Genomic DNA, 20,363 nt, shown 5'->3' with positions numbered 1-20,363 from the left:
GCTATACGTTTCTTTGTTTGTATAGTAAATAAATGAAGTACGGTGCGCCAATTGCAGCTGTAAATACACCTGCTGGCACTTCGATTGGCAAGAAAAATGTTCGGCCAATTAAATCTGCTGCTGTGATTAAAATCGCTCCGATTAGTGCCGATAGCGGTATTAAAGCTCCGAATGAAGAACCTACCAGCTTTCGGGCAATATGTGGAGCAAGCAATCCTACAAAGCTAATTCCGCCGGCAAATGCAACGGCGCTTCCTGTTAAAGCTGTACTCATCAGTAATAGTGCCAATCGATTTTTTTGAACGCGACTTCCAACGTTAGTCGCAATTTCTTCACCTAATTCTTGAACATTTAAATTCCGAATCATTAAAATCGTGATTATAACCAGCCCTATTGTAACAGGAACTAGTACGGAAACACTGGCCCAGTTTGAGCCATACACCGTTCCTGTAATCCAAATATTTGCCTGGCTGGCGCGGTAGATAGGACCCATAATCATAAACAGCGTGGTCATAGCTTTCGTTAACGCTGTTAATCCAATTCCTATTAATACTAGTGTAATAGGAGAGACGCCATTTTTCCAGGCAAACACATAAAGTAAAAGCGCCACTGACAATGCACCTAAAAATGCGCTAACAGGCATCCAATTAATACTTACGGTTAACGAGTTGCTTTTATCACTAAATAGTGTCAAAAATAACACTACACCGACTGACGCTCCCCCTGTTAATCCAATTAAGTCTGGTGAAGCAAGCGGATTTCGCACAAGCCCCTGCAAGATAGCACCTGCAATGGCTAAACAAATACCGGCACAAATGGCAACGATAATGCGCGGAAGTCTAAAGGAGGTAACAACTAACCGTTCAAACTCCAGTCCATGACCCGCTAAAATGTTAATCACACGAAAGGGATTGATAAATAAGTCACCCGTACCTGCACTTAATAAAAAAAGAGCAATAAGTGCAGCTGAAAAACCAGTGATAATCAAAGCTGCTTTTATGTTAACTAAAAATGAAATCCGCTTTAAGCGAAGAGATAAGTATGTTTTCATGACGCCTTGGCCCCTTTCCTTGCCATATAGATAAAGAAAGGTGTACCAATAACAGCAGTCATGACTCCAACAGGGATTTCTTGAGGCATAATGACATACCTGGCCGCAACATCAGCTAATAAAATTAAAATCCCGCCGGCAACCGCACTATAGGGAAATACCCAGCGATAATCTTGTCCTACAATTGCTCTTACAACATGAGGAACAATGATTCCAACAAAGCTAATCGGACCGGCTACTGCAACGGCTCCACCAGCTAAAATAGCAATAATGATCCCGCTTATAATTTTCACAAGAGCCGTTCTTTGACCTAATCCTTTAGCTACATCTTCACCAATCGTTAAAATATTAATTTTTGAAGCAATAAAAAACGTGACAATAATTGCCAGCACTACATAAGGCAGTATGCCATACAGCATTTCCACCTTGCGCCCTTGAACAGACCCAGCCAGCCAAAAGAGAACTTGATCAAGTGAAGATTCATCGACAGCCAGCAGACCTTGTGTTAAAGAAGAGAAAAAGGCTGCAATAGCCGCTCCTGCGAGCGTCAATTTAATAGGCGTTAATCCTTCTTTTCCGATGGACCCAAGAAAATAGACAACCACTACGGTTAATGCCGCTCCTACAAATGCAATCCATGTAAAAGCTTGAAGTGAATTGACCGAAAAAATCATCACTGCAACAACAATAAAAAAGCTGGCCCCAGCGTTCACACCAATAATATCTGGTGAAGCAAGTGGGTTTTTCGTTAACGCCTGCATCATTGCTCCTGCAATTCCTAAACAAATACCTACCACAGCACCGATTATAGCGCGCGGCAATCGAATATTTTGAATAACTATGTGCTCATTCGAACCGTTAAACGCTTGAAAAGCTTCAAATGCTGTCTTGATACTTGTATCTGTGTATCCGAGTACGATACTTAATCCAATACAGATTAAAAGCAGCATGATTCCAATGATGAGCCCCATTACTTTCATTTGAACACTGCGTAGCATCATTTTCATTGCTCTCCTCTAAGATGATTCCTATATATATATCTAACCTTTAGTTTAGGAAACATTGAAAAAAGTGTCAATGATTTTGAGAATCATTTTCAATTTTTAATTGACACCGCTTAAAAGTTAGAATATTATCTTAATTGTTAATGAAAATCATTATCACTTAAGAGGAGGAAGAGATGTGAATACATATTCTAAAGGCAAGTTGTCATATTTGTTATCCATTCTTACCATTATGACACTGCTTGTGCTGGCAGCCTGCGGTAATTCAAACAGCGCTGACGATAATAAAAAAGAAAAAACTGAGGGTTCTGGCGAAACTTATACAGTAAAACACGCAATGGATAAAACAGAGATTAAAGGAACACCTAAACGAGTAGTCGTTTTAACAAACGAAGGTACTGAAGCTCTTCTTGCAATGGGTGTAAAGCCTGTGGGTGCTGTTCAATCATGGTTAGGAAATCCGTGGTATGACCATATTAAAGGTCAGATGAAAGGCGTTAAAAGTGTAGGTACAGAAAGCGAGCCAAGCTTAGAAGCAATCGCAGCTTTAAAACCTGACTTGATTATCGGAAATAAGATGCGCCAAGAAAAAGTATACGATCAGCTGAGTCAAATTGCTCCGACTGTATTTTCTGAAGAGCTGCGCGGAGACTGGAAGTCAAACTTTAAGCTATATGCAAAAGCTGTGAATAAAGAGGAAAAAGGTAAAGAAGTATTAGCTGACTATGACAATCGCGTAGTAGATTTAAAGAAACGTCTTGGTGATCAGTTAAAACAAAAAATCTCAGTTGTACGCTTTACAGCTGGAGACGTTCGTATCTATCATAAAGATTCGTTCTCAGGCGTTATTTTAGATCAGCTTGGCTTTGCTCGCCCTGAATCTCAAGACAAAAATGATTTTGCTGAAATGAATGCAACAAAAGAACGCATTCCGGCAATGGACGGCGATCAGCTATTCTACTTCTCTTATGAAACGGGAGACGGCGAAGCAACAAAGCTTGAAAAAGAATGGATAAACGACCCGCTTTTCAAAAAGTTAAAAGTAGCTCAAGAAGACCATGTTCATAAAGTAGATGATGCTACTTGGAATACAGCAGGCGGTGTGTTAGCAGCTAATATCGTACTTGATGATATTGAAAAAATCTTCTTAGATAAAAAACAATAATAATATGAAAGAAAGAGCTTCGACGAATCGAAGCTCTTTTTGCATGTATAATGTATTTCCTTTCATCACACACTAACCGTGGTCTCACTTTATTAAATAGGAGTGGTGAAAATGAATTCAAAAAAACAGCCTAAAAAGCAGCCTGATACAAATGAAATGGCTGACCGTCAGTTCGAAACAGAAGATTATAACCGACAAGATGCACTCTCACAAGGCCTAGCAGAAACACATGAGCAAGTAAGCGACGCCTATCAAGAAGGATCATTTGAAGATACAGATCGTTAATAAAAAAAGAGCTGACTCTAAGTCAGCTCTTTTTTATTTTGAATGCTGCCATGCCGTTTTAGGCAATGACATGGACATCCACTGCTGGCGCTTTGATTTATCAATCGTTACTTTCTTTGCTTTAATTCCTTGTTGAATCAGCTGTTTCATTAGTTTATCAATTGACTTCATCGCTATTCACCTCAAAAGCGGAAATTTGTTTTGCTTCTACTTTTTTACTTTTTTGCGCTTAAACTTCATAAAAAACTCATAGACAATTGGAACGATAATGAGCGTAAGCAGCGTAGAACTTGTTAGTCCTCCGATTACCGTAACCCCTAGCCCTTTTGAAATAAGGCCTCCACCTTCAAACCCAAACGCTAATGGAAGCAGTGCACCAATCGTTGCAATAGCTGTCATTAAGATCGGGCGAAGACGTGTCATTCCAGCCTCTAGTAACGCTTCACGCGTCGACAGACCCTCTTGCTCTTTATGAATCACGCGGTCAATCAGCACAATTGCATTTGTTACCACAATTCCAATCAGCATAAGAGCTCCAATCATCGAAGAAATGCTGATTGTTTCTCCAGAGATTAACAGCGCCACTAGTGCACCAATAAGTGTAAATGGAAGTGAGAATAAGATAGCAAACGGTGCTAGCCCTCCACCAAATGTCAGTACTAGTATGAAGTACACGATACCGATGGCTGCGAGCATAGCAATTCCTAATTGACTAAATGAGTCATTAATTTGCTCTGATGCTCCGCCAAAGTTAATATCCATATCACTTGGCAAATCAATTTTCTTCACTTCTTTTTGGACGTTAGAAGAAACGCCGCCTACATCGTCACTCTTAATATCGGCACTTACCTCTGCATAAATTTTATTATCACGACGAGTTACCGTATTCGATGTTTTACCTTTTTTAATATCGACAACTTCATTTAAAGTAACTTCCTGTCCAGTTTGAGAGGTCACTTTTGTGCTTGAAAGTTCGGCAAAAGTAGAGAAATCCTCTTTTTCTTTTGGAAGGTATACGTTAATTTCGTTTCCATCTTTTTGGATAGTCGTTAATACTTCACGCTGTCCAAGGTTCGAAATTTGCATGCCGATTTGACTAGCAGACAAGCCGAGTTCAGCGGCTTTCTTTTGATTCGGTACTAGCGTATATTCATCAAACGTATCTGAAAGCGTAGAATCGACATTTTTCAGTTCTTTATGCTTTTCTAGAACATGCTGAACTTTATCAGCATAAGGTTTGATTTCATCTAAGCTATCTCCGTAAATAAGGACGTTTAATGAATTATTGCTGCCGCTAGACGCTGTATTCATTGAGCCCCATTCACCTTGATTCGCTTGTTTATTAAGAGCTTTTAATACTTTATCCTGCTCTTTATCAAAGTTTTGTGTATCCTCGTCATATTGCACAAATGTTAAAACGTTATTTTTGCTTCCCGGATTAAAAGAGTTACCTTCACCGAACGAATACTGAACCGTTTTGACACCATCTCGCTTCATCAAGTACGCTTCTGCGCGATTTGCTGCTTTTTCTACGTCGCTTTGAGACTGTCCGGCTTTCGGTGTATACGTAAGCGTCAGCGTTTTTTCTTGATCGGATGATAAGAAGCTCACGCCAATAGAAGGAACTAAGAATAAACTTCCTACTAACAGTAGTACGGCTAACCCAAAGGAAATAAGCTTATGGTTTAGCGTCCAGTTCAAAATTCGCTTATATCCGTGCGCTAGTTTGCTTGTTTTTTCTTCTTTTACTTTTACATTTGTTTTAAATAACGAATGAGCAAGCATTGGCACGAGTGTTACCGCTACTAGCAGTGATGCTAACAGTGCAAAAACAACGGTTAACGCAAACGGTAAGAATAGCTCTCCTACCGGTCCTTCTACTAGACCTAACGGTAAGAATACGGCCACGGTTACGATTGTAGAAGAGAAAATTGGAACAAACATCTCTTTCGTTGCCGCGACAATTAAATCTTTTCCTTTAAGCTTTTCTTCCTGATAAGCCATGCGGCGGTAAATATTTTCAATAACGACAATGGAATCATCTACAACCCTTCCGATGGCTACAGTCATCGCTCCGAGCGTCATAATATTTAAAGAGATATCCATTGATTTGAGCGCTAAAATGGCGATTAATAACGAAAGCGGAATCGAAATAACGGCAATAATCGTTGAACGGATATCACGTAAAAATAAAAGAATAATAATAACCGCAAAGACCGCACCGATAATAGCTTTATTTAGCATCGTATGAACGGAATCTTCAATCGGTTTACCTTGATCAAAAATATTGTCAACGTGAAGGTCTTTGTTTTTCTTTTTTAGGCTATTCATTTTTTCTTTAATATCATTTACAACATTTACTGTGTTCGCATCCTTCGCTTTGACAACTTGTACAGCAATTGAAGGTTTTCCGTTCGTGCGAGAAATAGATTCTGCTTTCCCCGTCACTTTAATATCCGCAATTTCTTTTAATTTCACAGTTGGAATAGAAGCTGCGGACGGCGCCTGCTGAACGGCTCCTTGTGTCTGCTTCTGGCTCATTCCTTGTTGCTGATCTTGAGCAGCTCCTTCACTAGGAACAGCTGGAATCTCTAAGTTTTCCAAATCTTTTTCTGTTGTCATCTTTCCGTCTACCACAACAGATTTTTGAGATCCATCCATCGTATACGTACCAGCCGGCACTTTTGCATCAGATGCTTGGATAAGCTTTTTCACCGTATCTTCATCAAGTCCCAGCTGCTTGAGCTTGTCTTGTTTGAATACAAGTTCTGCTTCTTCAACTTGTTCTCCTGACACGCTGATCGAAGAAATCCCCTGCACTTTTTCAACTTGTGGAACAACGGTATTTTTTACATACTTCGTTAATTCTTCTAATGATTTTTTATCATCTGAAATGCTTAATGAAATAATCGGAAAATCACTAATGCTTTGTCTTGAAACATTTGGTTCCTCTACATCATCTGGCAGATCTACGTTTGAAAGAGCTCGTCTAACTTCGTCTTCTGCCTTCTCCATATCTTTACTAAAGCTATATTCAACTTGAATGGTAGCCATATTTTCATAAGAAGATGAGCTAACTGTGTCAACACCGCTCAGTCCCTGAAGCTTTTGTTCAATTGGCTTACTCACCTTATCTGCCACTTGTTCCGGAGTGGCTCCCGGATAAGTTGCACTGACTGTTACAACAGGCGTTGAAATATCAGGAATGGTCTCTAGCTTCATATTAAACCCTGAATACAGCCCTGCAATAATGACAAAGAGTGTTAACAGCCATACTGCAAATTTATTTTTCAATGAAAATTTAATAAACTTCCCCAATGCATATCCTCCTTCAAATATATGTATACTAATAAAATTGACTGATTGGTCACAACAACTTAAAATATAAATGACTAACCGGTCAGTGTCAACCCTAAGCAGGCTCTCTCCTGACTTGTTCATAATAAAGACATATTTACGATAAATCGTTTTTTAAAGGAACTGACTCCCGGTTTTAACTTTGATATATACCTTTATCTTTTTTAGTGTATGATACTATTATCTAACGAAATGAATGGCTAAATTGTTCAATAAAGGAGGTAGAATACATGAAAGAAAAAGAAAAGAGAATAATTGAAGCTTCGATTAAGCTTTTTGCAAAAAAAGGATTTAATGCTACCTCTGTGCAAGAAATTGTAGATGAATGCAACATTTCAAAAGGTGCATTTTACCTGCACTTCAAATCTAAGGATGCACTTTTATTATCAATTCTAAACTTTTACTATGAAAAGCTGTTTAGCTCTGTTTATGCGCTCGACGAGGAAGTAAACGATGCCCGCAGCCGCTATATGAATCAGCTTATCTATTTCTATGAATTTATTACGGAGCACAGAGATTTTATTATCATGCAAATTCGTGAAAAATCTATTCCATTTAACAAAGAAGTGGAGACCTTTGTTCATAAAATGCAGCGAGAAACGTTTTACTTCCATCGCAAAAGCCTCGTTAGCGTATACGGAGAAGACGTAACTCCTTATATCTCGGATTTAACGAAAATCATTGAAGGTATTCATCATTCCTTTTTAGAAATTATTATCTTCAATCAATTCGAACTTACATGTAAAGAAGTAGCACAGTACATAATGGACCGAGTTGATGTATTAGTAGAAGATTTATTAGCTAGAAAACCTCGTCCCCTTATTCCTGCTTCTTTTGGTGAAGATATATACGGAAAGGAAAGAACGACTTTTCTCAGTAAAAATGAGCAGGTAAAACAAGCTCTTGAGGAAATTAAACTTCTGCTAGACACCAGCGATCATATTTCTGATGAGCACGCAGACAGCTTTCACATTTTACAAACGGAGCTAAAAAAAGATAAGCCTACCGCTGCTATTGTAAAAGGCATGGTTGGAAATTTAACGGAACTTAAACCGTTGGAAGAACCGCTTAATCTTTTAACAGCCTTACTCCAACAAAAATAACAGAAGGCTTCAACAAGCCTTCTGTTATTTTTCTGTTTTTGAACTAGATACTCCCCCAGATAACACGAACTTCATAGCTTCTTCCGGCTTAATATCTAACCATTCAATTTCTTCTTTTGGAATCAAAAAAGTAAAACCGGCTACTTGAAAAGTTTGTGGAACATAGACGGCTACGTGGTCTTTTAACGAGTGAATCACCTCTTCTACTTCTTCAGAGGTCACAAACCCTATAACTTTCATTGACGTGCCGGGCATCGTCACTAAAGCGACTTTTGAAAAGGACTTTTTCTCTCCAAGAAAAGATTGAAACGTATCTTTAATAACGGTATATAGCGTTTTAACAAGCGGTATTCTTTCTAACAACCGGTCAATTAAGTTAATGATTTTCCCTGCAAAAAAACGAGTGGATAACCATCCTAAGAACGTAATTAAAAGAAGAGTCGCTAAGATCCCAACCCCCGGTATATAATCCTGCTTCATATAGGGCTTCAATACGTTTCCTAAAATGCTGTCTAAAAAATTAAACACTCTTACCAAAATATAAATAACAAGGATAATAGGGACAATCGTTAAGAGTCCATTAATAAAACTTTTTATGATTGCTTTCATGTCAACACCTCATTTTTTCTGACATACTGCTGTTCATTATACAATGGATTTGTTTTGCTGCGTCTCTTTATTTCTATTCGCACACGTATAAACTAACGACGTTTTATCAAAATAATAGATGGGTACATGAACATACATACTTATATATCTATTTTTGCGGAGGGATATAATTGGGACGTTTAGAATCAAAAATTGCAGTGATTACAGGATCAAGCTCTGGCATTGGAAAAGCAACTGCTGAGCGCTTTGCGAAAGAAGGAGCGGTTGTTATTTGTGCCGATATTAATTTAGACGGTGTGAAAAAAGCAGCACAAGAAATTAAAGATACTGGTGGTGAAGCCCATGCCTACTATATCGACGTAGCTGAAGAAGAAAAAGTAAAAGAGTTCACGGCGGAAATTGAAAAGAAATTTGGAAAAGTGGACATTCTTTTTAACAATGCCGGGACAGACACAGAAGGCGGCAAGCTTCACGAATATCCAGTAGAACTTTGGGATCGCTTAATGTCTGTTGATTTACGCGGAACGTTTCTTGTAAGCAAATACGTTATTCCGCTGATGTTAGAAAATGGCGGATCGATTATTAATAATTCATCCGTATCCGGACTGGCAGCAGACTTAGACCGTTCCGGCTATAACGCGGCGAAAGGTGCTATCACCAACTTAACAAGAACCATGGCAATTGACTACGCTCGTGAAGGTATTCGCGTTAACTCAATTGCTCCTGGAACAATCGAAACACCTCTTCTTGATGATTTATCAGGCGCTGAAGAAGGAAAAAAATTCAGAAAAGCATATGAATGGGTCGATCCGATGGGACGTCTAGGAAAACCGGAAGAAGTAGCCGGTGCTGTATTATTTTTAGCATCTGATGACAGCTCATATGTAACGGGTGATTGCATTACTGTAGACGGCGGTCATATGGCGTATACATGGCCTGGAAAAATGCTTTACGATAAAATGTGAGAATAAAATTAGCTCTATCCCATAAGGTATAGAGCTTTTCCGTTTGAACTTTTTCTTTAAAATAGGCGTGACATTATGTCAAGACAGATGTAAACTTAAAGCAAAATTCTTTGCTTCTAGGAGGAAGACATGAAAACAAAACAATTATCAGAACGTCAGCTTCTTGGCATCGCAGGACTCGGGTGGCTCTTCGATGCAATGGATGTTGGCATTTTGTCTTTTATCATTGCAGCTCTTCACGCTGAATGGGGACTTTCCCCTACTGAAATGAGTTGGATAGGCAGCGTTAACTCGATCGGAATGGCGGTTGGAGCTTTGGTGTTTGGGTTACTGGCTGATCGAATTGGGCGAAAAACCGTTTTTATTGTAACTCTTGTTCTTTTTTCAGTGGCAAGCGGCCTTTCGGCTCTTACTACTACCCTTGCTACTTTTTTAGTATTTCGATTTTTAATTGGAATGGGTTTAGGAGGAGAGCTGCCTGTTGCTTCTACACTTGTTTCAGAGACTGTGGCGCCGGAAGAACGCGGTAAAGTGGTCGTATTATTAGAAAGTTTTTGGGCGTTCGGCTGGCTACTGGCAGCGCTTATTTCTTACTTTGTAATCCCAGCTTACGGGTGGCAGCTAGCGCTTATCCTGACGGCTATCCCAGCGTTTTATGCCATTTATTTGCGCATCAAACTGCCAGATTCTCCTCAGTTTGTGGAAGCGACAAAAGAAAAGAAACCGTCGATTGCGGACAATGTAAGAAGCGTGTGGTCTAAGCCTTATCGTCAATCTACGATTATGCTGTGGGTTCTGTGGTTTTGCGTTGTATTTTCATATTACGGCATGTTTTTATGGCTACCTAGCGTCATGGTCATTAAAGGATTTAGCTTGATCAAAAGCTTTGAATACGTATTGATTATGACATTAGCTCAGCTGCCTGGCTATTATACGGCTGCTTGGTTTATTGAACGCATGGGCCGAAAATTCGTATTGGTCACATATTTGTTAGGTACGGCTGCTAGCGCATATATCTTTGGAAATGCCGAGTCACTTTGGCTGCTGCTAACAGCAGGTATGCTGTTGTCTTTCTTCAACTTAGGTGCTTGGGGTGCTTTATACGCGTATACACCTGAGCAATATCCGACATCTATCCGAGGCACAGGAGCTGGAATGGCTGCTTCTTTTGGACGAATTGGAGGAATTTTAGGACCTCTGTTAGTTGGATATATGTCAACGCAAGGTACGTCTTTAACCGTTACGTTCTCAATCTTTTGTGGAGCTATTTTAATCGGTGTTGGTTCGGTTGTTTTTCTAGGAAAAGAAACCAAACAAAAGCAGCTCGCATAAACAAAGACGCTCTTTTAGAGCGTCTTTGTTGTGCTTATTATTTATTTTCTACCAGCTCTTTTTCATCTGCCTCTACTTCCACGTCACGCTGAGCGAATACTTTCTTGGCTACGCTTAAAGCATTTAACACGCGAGGGAAACCTGTGTATGGGATTAATTGAATAATGCTCTCCACAATTTCATTCGGCTCTAGTCCAGCTGTTAAACCTGTATTTAAATGCAGCTCAAGCTGAGGCTCTGTACCCTGAGTGACCAATGATGAAATGGTAACTAATGCTCGTTGCTTATTGGTTAAACCCGGGCGTGAATAAATGTCTCCATAGGCAAATTCAATAATATATTTCCCAACGTCAGGAGCTAGATCTTTTAAGTCTTCTGTAATTTTTAAATGAGTTGAAATATCATCGTTACTCGTTAATGTATATTCCATTAATTTATCTAAACCTTTTTGATAACTATCTTGTGCCATGTAAAATCAACCTCCGTATTTTTTACTGACACCGCGCGGAATCAATGTTTGTTTTCTTGTATGTTTTCTACACTATCTACTTTAACGCACATTATCTCTTTCGTAAAATACATATATTCAATACAATATATGCATTTTATCTATATAAAGCAGAATGCTGTTCATTCATATAGTGAAGAAATTGCTTAGAGGCATATGAAATATATTTATCTTTTTTTAAAATCAATCCTAAATCCCATGAAATTGAGGGATTAGTAATAGGAACTGCCTTTACAATAGAGGAATCTACTTTTGCTGCAATGGACTGTGGAAAGATAGATACTCCTAAGTTTTCCGCAATCATTTCACCAATAAAATCCCATTGAGAGCTCTCGTAAGCTACGTTAGGTTCAAATCCCGCTTGTTGACATGCCTGAATAAGCCGGTCGTGAAGCGTAAAATCTTCATTAAATAAAATAAATTTTTCTTGGGCTAATTCATTAATTTCCACATGAGTTTTAGAGGCTAAAGGATGGGAATGGTGAACGTATAAAAGCATTTTTTCAGAGATAAAAGGATTAATATCAAAAAGATGTTCATTTACCGGAAGCACCGCTACACCTAAGTCTAACTCTCCTTTTTCTACTGCTTTTTGAACACGATTGGCTCCGTATTCAATAAGTTTAATCGTAATATCTGGATAGAGCTGCTGAAACCCTTTGATAATCTTTGGAAAGAACAGAACTCCAATCAATGGAGGAATTCCAATTTTAATCATCCCTTTCTTCAGATTCATCACATCATATAAATAAGTCGATAGCTCATCAATGGATGCCATGACTTTTTGTCCTTGCGCATACACCACTTCCCCGGCATCCGTTAAATCAATCTGTCGTGCGGACCGATCAATTAATTCTACTTCCAATTCTTCTTCTAAGTTTTTCACCATTTTGCTCAAGGTCGGCTGTGAAATATGGAGGCTTTGAGATGCTTTAGTAAAGCTCCTTAATTTAGCGACTTCTAAAAAATAATTAAGCTGACGAATATCCATCTCTGCTCCTCCTATAGATAAAACGAATATCTTTTATATTATTTATTCATTTTACCTATTATTTTTTAAGATATACAGTAAAAATATAAAGAAAAGATGGACACATAATAAATCAATTTAATCTAAATAAGGACAAATGGGATAAAGGTGCTAGTGTGGACCGCTTGTGACACCGCTGTTGATTTCCGTGCAAGGCTTTGCTTTCCGCGGGCATCGCTGAGCCTCCTCTTCACTTGCGCTCCTGCGGGGTCTCACCTGTTCCGATTTTCCGGCAGGAATCTTCGCCTTGCCCTCCAATCAATACCTAGAAGCTGCTACATGCATGAAACCTACGCTTACTATAACATCAAAAAATCCAAACGATTCATCGTTCGGATATACCTTCACCTAAAATACTGTTGTCCCGTCCTCTTTTACGAATATTATCTAAAATGTTTTGGCTGATTGTGCTGCTTGTTCTAGGCCACTTTCAATAATTTCTTGCGCACGATCTGGAAACTGATTATGTCCCTCAATAATAACAGAGTTCACATCCGTGATTCCAAAGAATTGAAGTACGCTACCTACATATTTAACGGCCATTTCGACCTCAGCTGCTGGACCTTCTGAATAAACTCCGCCTCGTGCATTTAATAACATCACTTTTTTATCGCCTAGTAATCCCACCGGACCTTCTGGCGTATACTTAAACGTTTTGCCTGCTTGATTTAAATAATCAAAGTACGTATGAAGCACGGCCGGCACAGTAAAATTCCAAAGCGGAAAGGCAATAACAATTTTATCTGCTCTCACAAATTGTTCTAAGTAGTAATTAGCAGTTTCTGCTGCTTTGTTCTCCGCTGCCGTCACTTCTAGCCCTCTTGCTAATTTAAACTGACCGTTTATCATGTCGGCACCTAAATAAGGAAGTTCTTCTTTAAACAAATTTAGCTCTATTATTTCTTCATCTTGGTGCGATTGTTGATAGCTTTCTAAAAATGCATCATATAATTTCACGCTAACCGCTTCACTTGCCGATCTGTCATTTGCTTTTATAAAAAGAGTATAACTCATACTAAAACCTCCACTGATTGTTGATACTCTTATTTTATTCGCTTTTTTCGTGCGTTTCGAACGACTTTATAATGAAATACCTTCATACTTTAGTCTGAAAAATCCTATATTAGATTTTATTAAAGAGCAAAAAAAACAAATTGATAACGATAATCATTATCATTAAAATTAGAGAGAATTTAATTATTACTATCATTTAAAGTAAGGGGAGCTTTTTATGTGGTCGAGTTTGGCTTTGTCGCTTCGTGAAGGTTTAGAAGCGTCACTTATTATTGGAATTATTTTAGCTCATGTTACAAAAATTGGCCGAAAAGACTTAAAGTATTCCGTCTTCATTGGCGCTGCTGCCGGCCTTATTTTCAGCTTAGTATTTGGCTTTATTGGCTTTAATGAGGCGAGAGAGTTAGAAGAAGAGTCAGAAGAAATTTTTGAAGGAGTCATGATGCTTTTAGCTGCAGGTCTTATCGCTTACTTTATTCTGTGGTTGCATCGGAGCAAAGAAATGACATCTTCGGTTACATCAAAAATTTCCAGAAGCTCTTCCAAATGGGGATTAATCGTTTTAGCCTTTTTATCTGTCTTTCGTGAAGGAACAGAACTAATTATTTTTAATCTGACACAAGTGAATCAACACGCCTCTTCTATTGTATTCGGCAGTATAAGTGGCATTTTGCTGGCCATCGTTATTACATACATTCTGTTCAAAACAGCTATTAAGCTGAACCTGTGGATTATTTTTAAAGCGCTTGGTGTTTTCCTTATTTTTATTGGAGGAGAGTTATGCGGTGAAGGTTTGGTTAAGCTATTTGAAGCTGGTGGAGAACCCCTTGAGATAATTGGATTTAGTGTATTTACAGTTGCATCACTGTATCTATTCTTCCAAACGGAGTTAAAAAAATTAAGAGTAAGAAAACAAAGATCAGCATCATAATCACACAAAAGCCGCCTAACGGCGGCTTTCTCAGTTTGTAGATGAAACGGGAAGGTGAATCACAACTTCCGTTCCTTGTTCTTCTTCACTTTTAATAAAAATCTCGCCTTTATGCTGACGGACAATAGTTTGTGCAATCGACAGTCCAAGCCCCGTTCCTCCCGTAGCTCTGCTCCTAGCTTTATCGACTCGATAGAAACGTTCAAAAATATGTGCAAGATCTTCTTTTGGAATGCCAATTCCATAGTCTTTTACTTTGATAATAACATCTTCCTGCTTTTTTTCAACGGTCACTTCAATTTTATCCGTACTGTATTTAATTGCATTATCAAGCAAAATAATCAACACTTGCTTCATTTTTAGTTCATCCACTTCAATCATAATGGGCGTTTGATCATAATGAAGAACTAATTCTCTTTTGTATACCTGCTGCAGCTGCTTAACGATTTGTTCAAAAATAAGAACAAGATCTGTTTGCTTCATATCAAGCGTTTGTTCTTTTTCCACACTTGCCAGATCAAGCAGCGTTTCAATCATTTTTTGCATTTTGGTTGCTTCCTCATAGATGGTGTCGATCGCATCGAGCGTAATTTCTTCATTTTTAATCCCTCTTCTTCTTAATAAATTAGAATAACTGCGAATAACGGTTAGAGGGGTTTTTAATTCATGAGAAGCATCGGAAACAAACTGATTTTGCTTTTCAATATTTTCTCGCAAGCGGTCAATCATATGATTAAAGGTAACGGTCATCCCCTGCAGTTCATCTCTCGTTTCGGTTTGAATGAGGACTTTTTTAGGAACACCGCTCTCTTCGATCTCTTTCATCGTTGTGACCATATTTTTAATAGGATGCATAATGACGCGTGATAACCATCTTCCTCCTAAAAGAGACAGTAAAATGGACACAAGCGAACAAAAAATCAAAATTGATAGCAAAATATCTTTACGGGTTTCAAAACCAGTTAGGAGCTCACCAATCTCAAGCGTTTCAACGACTTGATTATTGACTTTGACAGGCATGCGAATAACCAATACTTGCTTTTCTCTGATTTTGCGAAGTTTCACCTTTTTTTTCTTTGAAAATTCGGGCTTAATTTTCACCAGATGAGGATCATTTGATACTTGGTTAATGACTGTAGAATTTTCTGAGACTGTTCGGATAAATGAATGGTTGGTCAAATAAAACTTTAGTAACTCTGGCGAGAGCTCCACGGAATGATCTTGCTGACCTTTTTGAATAATCTCGCGTGCTTTTTCGAATAAAATGTCCTGTTCCATATTCACCGTAGATTTAGTAAAGGAGAAAAAAACAACGATGTTCATGACTAATAAAATAACCACTAGCCATGCTGTTGTCAGCAAATTAATCTTCGTCGTGATCTTCATGTTTCTCCTCTTTCATCATATATCCTACGCCTCGCACTGTATGAATGAGAGAAGTAGAAAAACCTTCATCTACTTTTTTTCTTAAGTGGCGAATATACACATCAATTACGTTCGTTTCTCCTTCATATTCATAGCCCCAAACGTTTGTGAGAATTCCTTCTCTCGTGACAATTTTATTTTTATTCGTAAGCAAATACACGACTAAATCATACTCTTTCGGTGTCAACGTAATGGATTCATTGTTTCTTAGGACTTCCCTTGTTTCAAGATTAATGGTCAAATCACTGATCGTTAAGAGCTCTGCTTCAGCTTCTTTCGTTCCTGATGCTTCTACGAGCGAACGATAGCGAATACAAGAGCGAACCCGTGCTAACAGCTCTTCAATTTCAAACGGTTTTGTCACATAATCATTAGCCCCTTGGTCTAATCCCATTACCTTATCTAGCGTCGTATTTCGGGCAGTTAATAAAATAACTGGCGTAAATACTTCCGCTTTCCGAAGTCTTCTTAGCACCTCAATACCGCTCAGACTTGGAAGCATCACGTCTAGCAAAATGAGGTCATATTGAGCGGATGTTGCCGTCTCTAACCCCGCTTTCCCGTCGTACTCAACATCTACTTCATAATCTTCAAATTCCAATTCAATCTTTAACACTTTCGCAATTTGCGCTTCATCTTCCACAATTAAAATTTTCTCTTTCATGTTATACACCTCTCACCACATGTCTTAAGTGAAAGAATAGCTTCTTTAGATAAAAAAACAACACCTTTTTCAAAAGATGTTTGTTTTTTTATCTAAACCCTACTTTTTCAACATACTTGTCTTTTAGCTTATCCTTATTGTTTGTAAACATGAATGTTTTACGCATGAAGACCAATCGTTTGCTTTTCGCCTAAAATCCAATTGACTACTGCTAAAAGTTCTTCAGGCGTTTGTGCTTCGATTTCTTTATGGTAAGCAGCAATCGCGTTATATAATGTGCTCATTTTATCAGTATCCTGCAGCACTGTCTGCAGCTGACTTTCTAACGATTGATCCGCCTTTAGTTCTTGAACTAAGTTTCGTTCTGTTAAATAGCGTAAATTCACTTCTTCTTGACCTGGTAAAGCAGAATGAACAAAAATCGGTAAATTCTTGCGAAGAGCTTCACTGACCGTTATACCACCTGGCTTTGTTACAATAGCATCCACTTGTTCATACAGTTCATTCATTTCTGTGCGTGATGAAATGTACGGAATCGGTGTAACGTGATGTAATTCCCATCCCTTGATTTCTTCATATAGCTTTTGATTTTTGCCGCATAAGACAAAGTAATGAAAATGGCGCGCATCTTTTAAATCATTGTAGAAATCCATAATATTGCCTAAACCGCTGCTGCCTCCAGCAATTAAAATATTTCGGTTACCAGGATGCTTAAATGTTCTTGTTTTTGTTATTTCTTCATGTACCGGTATTCCTGTGACCATCATATTTTGAAGTGGAATTTCACTTTGAGCACGAAGTCCTTTTTTTACTTCTTCACTAGGGAGAAAGTGAAAATCAATCTCTTCTTTTCCCCATAAATTATTAATAAAAAAATCCGTGTAGACATTTATAATAGGTACATCGCACTTGCCTTTTGCTTTTAATTGACTGAGCAAATAAGAAGGAAACCCATGTGTGCATATAATTAAATCCGGATTTTCTTCTTTAACTAAGTGCTCCATTTTTTTTGCGAATACGTGATGATACCATTTGAATGAATGAACAGGCGGTTCATAAAAGAGATGTTTGTATGCCATATTGTACGTTTCTGGAGCATAACGAATCCATTTCAAATATGTGCCTGTGACCACTTTTTCTAATAGTTCGTTTGTATAGCTTAATAAATCTATTTTTTTATAACAAATATTTGTTGTTCTTCTTTCCAATATATCCATTAACGCCTCTGCCACTTGATGATGGCCAGAAGGCATTTTTAGAAGAGGTAAAAATAAAACCTTTTTCAACTGTTTCATCTCCTATTCTAAAAGCAGTTTCTTCCTCTCCTTTTTATATCATTAAATGCCCTTGAATTTCGGATTTTAATTGATTTTTAATGTGAAATTCATCGTTTTTTTAGAGTGTCAATCTAAACTAAGAGTGAAAAGTACTGCATAAGGAGAAAACAAATGAACCTCAATTACGAAGTATTTCAATGGATTAACTCGTTTGCTGGTAAATCCAGCGCAATGGATTCTGTAATGATTATCATCACGAATAGCGTTCCTTATTTTATAATGGCTTGTTTGCTTTTGCTTTGGTTTAGCGGAAAAACAGAAAGAACAATTTATCACCGTTATACGGCTTTATACATGTTGTTTACAATTGTACTTTCTCTATGTATCAATGAAGTCATTCACCTAGTGTATTACCACCCGCGTCCGTTTGTGACTCATCACGTTCATAAACTGATTCCGCACCCGGCTAATTCATCTTTTGTGAGTGATCATTCAATTTTAGTCTTTTCTGCTGCTTGGATCATGTGGTTACGGAAAAACAAATGGAGAAGCATCATTTTTATATGGGCTGTCATTTCGGGCCTTTCACGTATTTACGTAGGCGTTCACTATCCAGCAGATGTACTTGGAGGCATGGTGATTGCGGGAGCTATCGGATGCTTTATTATATACGTTTCAGCTAAAACAGCTCCTTTTATTCAGCGATTATTCTGGATTCACGATTTGATTATCAAGCATATTCCGTTTCTATCTCCCTATACGCATGAACAGATTAGCAAAAAAAATCATTCAGCTTAAAGAGGCTGAGGCAAAAATAGTTTAGCTGAAGTGAAAAACGAACCACTAATCAAACAGTTTGATTAGTGGTTCGTTTTTTTTGTTATGGTGAACGTAGATTTTATCTGTTTCGTTCCTTCCAGCAGTTGATTGGAAGGCAAGGCGAAGACTTCTGGGGGAACAGTGGAACAGGTGAGACCCCCGCAGGAGCGCAAGCGACGAGGAGGCTCAGCGGCCGCCCGCGGAAAGCGAAGCCTTGCACGGAAATCAACTGCGGCCGAGCAAGCAGTCTAGATTATATATCCAGATTGTTCGCCTTTGGATGGGATTCATTTCGTTACGTCTCAGCCTCTTTCTTTGTTATTTTTAAAAAACAACGTTCACTTTCTTGACTTTCACTTTTATTTATTTTATATTAATTGATGTATCAAACATTGATGTATCAAATATTAATTCATCAATAAATATCATAGAAAAAGGGAGCGACTTTCTTGTCACATTCATGTTCTGAAAAAGCAAATGTTCTGTATGCTCTGCAAGAAGTTAATAAACAAATTAATCAAAAGTTTGAGCATTGTACCGGTGTTAGCCAATCACGTCTTGATATTTTACATCAGCTTTATGAAACAGGTGAAATGAGTCAAAAGGCGCTTCAACAGCAAGTAAACATTGACAATGCTGCAATTACAAGGCATTTAAAGCAGCTCGAAGAAAGAGATGTTGTATCACGCCGTAAAAACCCTGATGACAACCGCGTAACATTTGTAAAGCTTACGAAAAGCGGACATGAAAAAATCGGTGCATTTCGAAACGAAAAAGCTCGCTTTATTGATGAAGCATTTAAAGATTTCAGCGAAGAAGAACAGCTCCTGCTTTCCAAAATGCTCGAGCGTTTAAAAGTAAACATTTCGGCCATTGAACGGTCATAACATTTTTAACATAAAGGAGAGTTCATCATGACACAAACAAAAACACTAAACAATGATTTCCAAGATATTATTACAGGACGCAGATCTATTCGTTATTACGACCCATCTGTCAAAATCAGCCGTGAAGAAATGAAAGAAATTTTAACCGAAGCGACGCTAGCTCCATCTTCTGTTAATGCACAGCCTTGGCGCTTTCTAGTAATTGATAGCCCTGAAGGAAAGGCAACATTAGCTCCGCTTGCTAAATTTAATCAATCACAAGTAGAAACATCAGCAGCTGTTATTGCGATTTTCGGCGATTTAAAAAGTGAAGAAAATTTAGATGAAATTTACGATAAAGCTGTTGAACTAGGCTATATGCCACAAGAAATTAGAGATATGCAAATCCCTAAAATCAAAGCGCACTACGCAGCTGCTTCTGAAGAATTAAATAAAGAAACAGTATTAATTGACGGCGGTTTAGTATCTATGCAGTTAATGCTTGCTGCACGTGCTCACGGTTATGATACAAACGCTATTGGCGGTTATGAAAAAGATCAAATTGCCGAAGCATTCGGTTTAGACAAAGAGCGCTATGCACCGGTTATGTTACTTTCAATCGGCAAAGCAGCAAATAGCGGTTACCCGTCTGTACGTTTACCAATCGAAAAAGTAGCTCAATTTAGATAATAAAAAAAAGGTGCTGTATATTCAGCACCTTTTTTTATCCTCCACTAACGGGCGGAATAAATGCGACGGTATCTCCCGTTCCAATGGTTTCTTCATCTGTTACAAACTCTTCGTTGACTGCGGTCATCGTTTGCTTCAGAGAGGACAGCTTATACGTTTTTTGCACATATTCCTTTAATTCCTTCACTGTTATATCTTGCTTATCAACTGTTACTTGTTCCACTCCAGCCTCTTCACGTATAGCAGCGAAAAATAAGACGTTAATCAT

The 20,363-nt window shown here is 38.2% G+C and carries 21 protein-coding genes; 9 read left to right on the top strand and 12 right to left on the bottom strand.

Features of this window, described 5'->3' with window-relative positions; translation table 11 throughout:
• Window position 1 precedes the first annotated feature (1 nt).
• Together POF52_RS19710 and POF52_RS19705 are read right to left on the bottom strand one after the other, a co-directional pair.
• On the bottom strand, window positions 2–1,051 hold the full coding sequence (locus POF52_RS19710; RefSeq protein WP_271994268.1) for a FecCD family ABC transporter permease: 1,050 nt from the start codon (window positions 1,049–1,051) through the stop codon (window positions 2–4).
• Window positions 1,048–2,052, bottom strand: a complete 1,005-nt coding sequence (locus POF52_RS19705) for a FecCD family ABC transporter permease (protein ID WP_013085355.1) — start codon at window positions 2,050–2,052, stop codon at window positions 1,048–1,050. The genes POF52_RS19710 and POF52_RS19705 overlap by 4 nt, the downstream gene beginning before the upstream one ends.
• Before the next feature lie 181 nt (window positions 2,053–2,233).
• Here POF52_RS19705 and POF52_RS19700 point away from each other — a divergent pair, with 181 nt between their 5' ends.
• Together POF52_RS19700 and POF52_RS19695 are read left to right on the top strand one after the other, a co-directional pair.
• Window positions 2,234–3,220: an ABC transporter substrate-binding protein gene (locus tag POF52_RS19700; RefSeq protein WP_081363830.1), complete on the top strand. Its 987-nt coding sequence runs from the start codon at window positions 2,234–2,236 to the stop codon at window positions 3,218–3,220.
• A gap of 111 nt (window positions 3,221–3,331) precedes the next feature.
• Complete coding sequence (locus tag POF52_RS19695) at window positions 3,332–3,505, top strand: YozQ family protein (RefSeq protein WP_013085357.1); 174 nt, start codon at window positions 3,332–3,334, stop codon at window positions 3,503–3,505.
• A gap of 33 nt (window positions 3,506–3,538) precedes the next feature.
• Here the strand turns inward: POF52_RS19695 and POF52_RS19690 are convergent, their stop codons facing one another.
• Window positions 3,539–3,676, bottom strand: a complete 138-nt coding sequence (locus POF52_RS19690; RefSeq protein ID WP_014457868.1) for a hypothetical protein — start codon at window positions 3,674–3,676, stop codon at window positions 3,539–3,541.
• 36 nt (window positions 3,677–3,712) lie between these two features.
• Complete coding sequence (locus POF52_RS19685) at window positions 3,713–6,823, bottom strand: efflux RND transporter permease subunit (RefSeq protein WP_271994263.1); 3,111 nt, start codon at window positions 6,821–6,823, stop codon at window positions 3,713–3,715.
• Between the two features lie 269 nt (window positions 6,824–7,092).
• Here POF52_RS19685 and POF52_RS19680 point away from each other — a divergent pair, with 269 nt between their 5' ends.
• On the top strand, window positions 7,093–7,965 hold the full coding sequence (locus POF52_RS19680; RefSeq protein WP_271994261.1) for a TetR/AcrR family transcriptional regulator: 873 nt from the start codon (window positions 7,093–7,095) through the stop codon (window positions 7,963–7,965).
• A 24-nt stretch (window positions 7,966–7,989) separates the two neighbouring features.
• Here the strand turns inward: POF52_RS19680 and POF52_RS19675 are convergent, their stop codons facing one another.
• Entirely contained in the window at window positions 7,990–8,574 is a 585-nt protein-coding gene (locus POF52_RS19675; protein ID WP_013085360.1) for a DUF502 domain-containing protein, read from the bottom strand.
• Window positions 8,575–8,744: 170 nt separating this feature from the next.
• Between POF52_RS19675 and POF52_RS19670 the strand changes: the two genes are divergently transcribed.
• Window positions 8,745–9,539: an SDR family oxidoreductase gene (locus POF52_RS19670; RefSeq protein WP_271994259.1), complete on the top strand. Its 795-nt coding sequence runs from the start codon at window positions 8,745–8,747 to the stop codon at window positions 9,537–9,539.
• Between the two features lie 129 nt (window positions 9,540–9,668).
• Window positions 9,669–10,871, top strand: coding sequence for an MFS transporter (locus tag POF52_RS19665; RefSeq protein ID WP_271994257.1), 1,203 nt, complete (start codon window positions 9,669–9,671; stop codon window positions 10,869–10,871).
• Window positions 10,872–10,908: 37 nt separating this feature from the next.
• On the opposite strand, the gene POF52_RS19660 is transcribed toward POF52_RS19665, so the two are convergent.
• From POF52_RS19660 to POF52_RS19650, 3 genes are all read right to left on the bottom strand, one after another.
• Window positions 10,909–11,340 carry a carboxymuconolactone decarboxylase family protein gene (locus POF52_RS19660; RefSeq protein ID WP_013085363.1) on the bottom strand — a complete coding sequence of 144 codons (432 nt, stop codon included), beginning with the start codon at window positions 11,338–11,340 and terminating at the stop codon, window positions 10,909–10,911.
• Window positions 11,341–11,476: 136 nt separating this feature from the next.
• On the bottom strand, window positions 11,477–12,370 hold the full coding sequence (locus POF52_RS19655) for a LysR family transcriptional regulator (protein WP_129705302.1): 894 nt from the start codon (window positions 12,368–12,370) through the stop codon (window positions 11,477–11,479).
• 426 nt (window positions 12,371–12,796) lie between these two features.
• Window positions 12,797–13,423 carry an FMN-dependent NADH-azoreductase gene (locus tag POF52_RS19650; protein ID WP_271994253.1) on the bottom strand — a complete coding sequence of 209 codons (627 nt, stop codon included), beginning with the start codon at window positions 13,421–13,423 and terminating at the stop codon, window positions 12,797–12,799.
• A gap of 217 nt (window positions 13,424–13,640) precedes the next feature.
• Between POF52_RS19650 and POF52_RS19645 the strand changes: the two genes are divergently transcribed.
• Window positions 13,641–14,354, top strand: a complete 714-nt coding sequence (locus POF52_RS19645) for an FTR1 family iron permease (protein WP_271994251.1) — start codon at window positions 13,641–13,643, stop codon at window positions 14,352–14,354.
• A 30-nt stretch (window positions 14,355–14,384) separates the two neighbouring features.
• Here POF52_RS19645 and POF52_RS19640 read toward each other — a convergent pair whose 3' ends face one another.
• The 3 genes from POF52_RS19640 to POF52_RS19630 all read right to left on the bottom strand — a co-directional run bounded on the left by POF52_RS19640 (window position 14,385) and on the right by POF52_RS19630 (window position 17,738).
• Complete coding sequence (locus POF52_RS19640) at window positions 14,385–15,740, bottom strand: sensor histidine kinase (protein ID WP_271994249.1); 1,356 nt, start codon at window positions 15,738–15,740, stop codon at window positions 14,385–14,387.
• Window positions 15,718–16,443 (bottom strand): response regulator transcription factor, encoded by a 726-nt coding sequence (locus tag POF52_RS19635; protein WP_013059676.1) that lies wholly within the window; start codon window positions 16,441–16,443, stop codon window positions 15,718–15,720. Before POF52_RS19635 ends, POF52_RS19640 begins: the two co-directional genes overlap by 23 nt.
• Window positions 16,444–16,601: 158 nt before the next feature.
• Window positions 16,602–17,738 (bottom strand): MGDG synthase family glycosyltransferase, encoded by a 1,137-nt coding sequence (locus POF52_RS19630; protein WP_271994246.1) that lies wholly within the window; start codon window positions 17,736–17,738, stop codon window positions 16,602–16,604.
• Between the two features lie 153 nt (window positions 17,739–17,891).
• On the opposite strand from POF52_RS19630, the gene POF52_RS19625 reads away from it, so the two are divergent.
• The 3 genes from POF52_RS19625 to POF52_RS19610 all read left to right on the top strand — a co-directional run bounded on the left by POF52_RS19625 (window position 17,892) and on the right by POF52_RS19610 (window position 20,095).
• Window positions 17,892–18,518 carry an undecaprenyl-diphosphatase gene (locus POF52_RS19625; protein WP_271994244.1) on the top strand — a complete coding sequence of 209 codons (627 nt, stop codon included), beginning with the start codon at window positions 17,892–17,894 and terminating at the stop codon, window positions 18,516–18,518.
• Between the two features lie 470 nt (window positions 18,519–18,988).
• Window positions 18,989–19,426, top strand: a complete 438-nt coding sequence (locus POF52_RS19615) for a MarR family winged helix-turn-helix transcriptional regulator (protein ID WP_013085370.1) — start codon at window positions 18,989–18,991, stop codon at window positions 19,424–19,426.
• Between the two features lie 27 nt (window positions 19,427–19,453).
• On the top strand, window positions 19,454–20,095 hold the full coding sequence (locus POF52_RS19610; RefSeq protein ID WP_013059680.1) for a nitroreductase family protein: 642 nt from the start codon (window positions 19,454–19,456) through the stop codon (window positions 20,093–20,095).
• A gap of 34 nt (window positions 20,096–20,129) precedes the next feature.
• Here the strand turns inward: POF52_RS19610 and moaD are convergent, their stop codons facing one another.
• Entirely contained in the window at window positions 20,130–20,363 is a 234-nt protein-coding gene (gene moaD / locus POF52_RS19605; RefSeq protein WP_013085372.1) for a molybdopterin converting factor subunit 1, read from the bottom strand.

Source organism: Priestia sp. AB (genome assembly GCF_028369225.1).
Taxonomy (GTDB): Bacteria; Bacillota; Bacilli; order Bacillales; family Bacillaceae_H; genus Priestia; species Priestia megaterium.
This window is presented reverse-complemented; position numbering and strand designations above follow the sequence as displayed.

Coding starts and splice junctions, on each gene's coding strand:
- POF52_RS19710 (WP_271994268.1), bottom strand. CDS start 1,051: ATGAAAACATACTTATCTCTTCGCTTAAAGCGGATTTCATTTTTAGTT.
- POF52_RS19705 (WP_013085355.1), bottom strand. CDS start 2,052: ATGATGCTACGCAGTGTTCAAATGAAAGTAATGGGGCTCATCATTGGA.
- POF52_RS19695 (WP_013085357.1), top strand. CDS start 3,332: ATGAATTCAAAAAAACAGCCTAAAAAGCAGCCTGATACAAATGAAATG.
- POF52_RS19690 (WP_014457868.1), bottom strand. CDS start 3,676: ATGAAGTCAATTGATAAACTAATGAAACAGCTGATTCAACAAGGAATT.
- POF52_RS19680 (WP_271994261.1), top strand. CDS start 7,093: ATGAAAGAAAAAGAAAAGAGAATAATTGAAGCTTCGATTAAGCTTTTT.
- POF52_RS19675 (WP_013085360.1), bottom strand. CDS start 8,574: ATGAAAGCAATCATAAAAAGTTTTATTAATGGACTCTTAACGATTGTC.
- POF52_RS19665 (WP_271994257.1), top strand. CDS start 9,669: ATGAAAACAAAACAATTATCAGAACGTCAGCTTCTTGGCATCGCAGGA.
- POF52_RS19660 (WP_013085363.1), bottom strand. CDS start 11,340: ATGGCACAAGATAGTTATCAAAAAGGTTTAGATAAATTAATGGAATAT.
- POF52_RS19655 (WP_129705302.1), bottom strand. CDS start 12,370: ATGGATATTCGTCAGCTTAATTATTTTTTAGAAGTCGCTAAATTAAGG.
- POF52_RS19650 (WP_271994253.1), bottom strand. CDS start 13,423: ATGAGTTATACTCTTTTTATAAAAGCAAATGACAGATCGGCAAGTGAA.
- POF52_RS19645 (WP_271994251.1), top strand. CDS start 13,641: ATGTGGTCGAGTTTGGCTTTGTCGCTTCGTGAAGGTTTAGAAGCGTCA.
- POF52_RS19640 (WP_271994249.1), bottom strand. CDS start 15,740: ATGAAGATCACGACGAAGATTAATTTGCTGACAACAGCATGGCTAGTG.
- POF52_RS19635 (WP_013059676.1), bottom strand. CDS start 16,443: ATGAAAGAGAAAATTTTAATTGTGGAAGATGAAGCGCAAATTGCGAAA.
- POF52_RS19630 (WP_271994246.1), bottom strand. CDS start 17,738: ATGAAACAGTTGAAAAAGGTTTTATTTTTACCTCTTCTAAAAATGCCT.
- POF52_RS19625 (WP_271994244.1), top strand. CDS start 17,892: ATGAACCTCAATTACGAAGTATTTCAATGGATTAACTCGTTTGCTGGT.
- POF52_RS19610 (WP_013059680.1), top strand. CDS start 19,454: ATGACACAAACAAAAACACTAAACAATGATTTCCAAGATATTATTACA.
- moaD (WP_013085372.1), bottom strand. CDS start 20,363: ATGATTAACGTCTTATTTTTCGCTGCTATACGTGAAGAGGCTGGAGTG.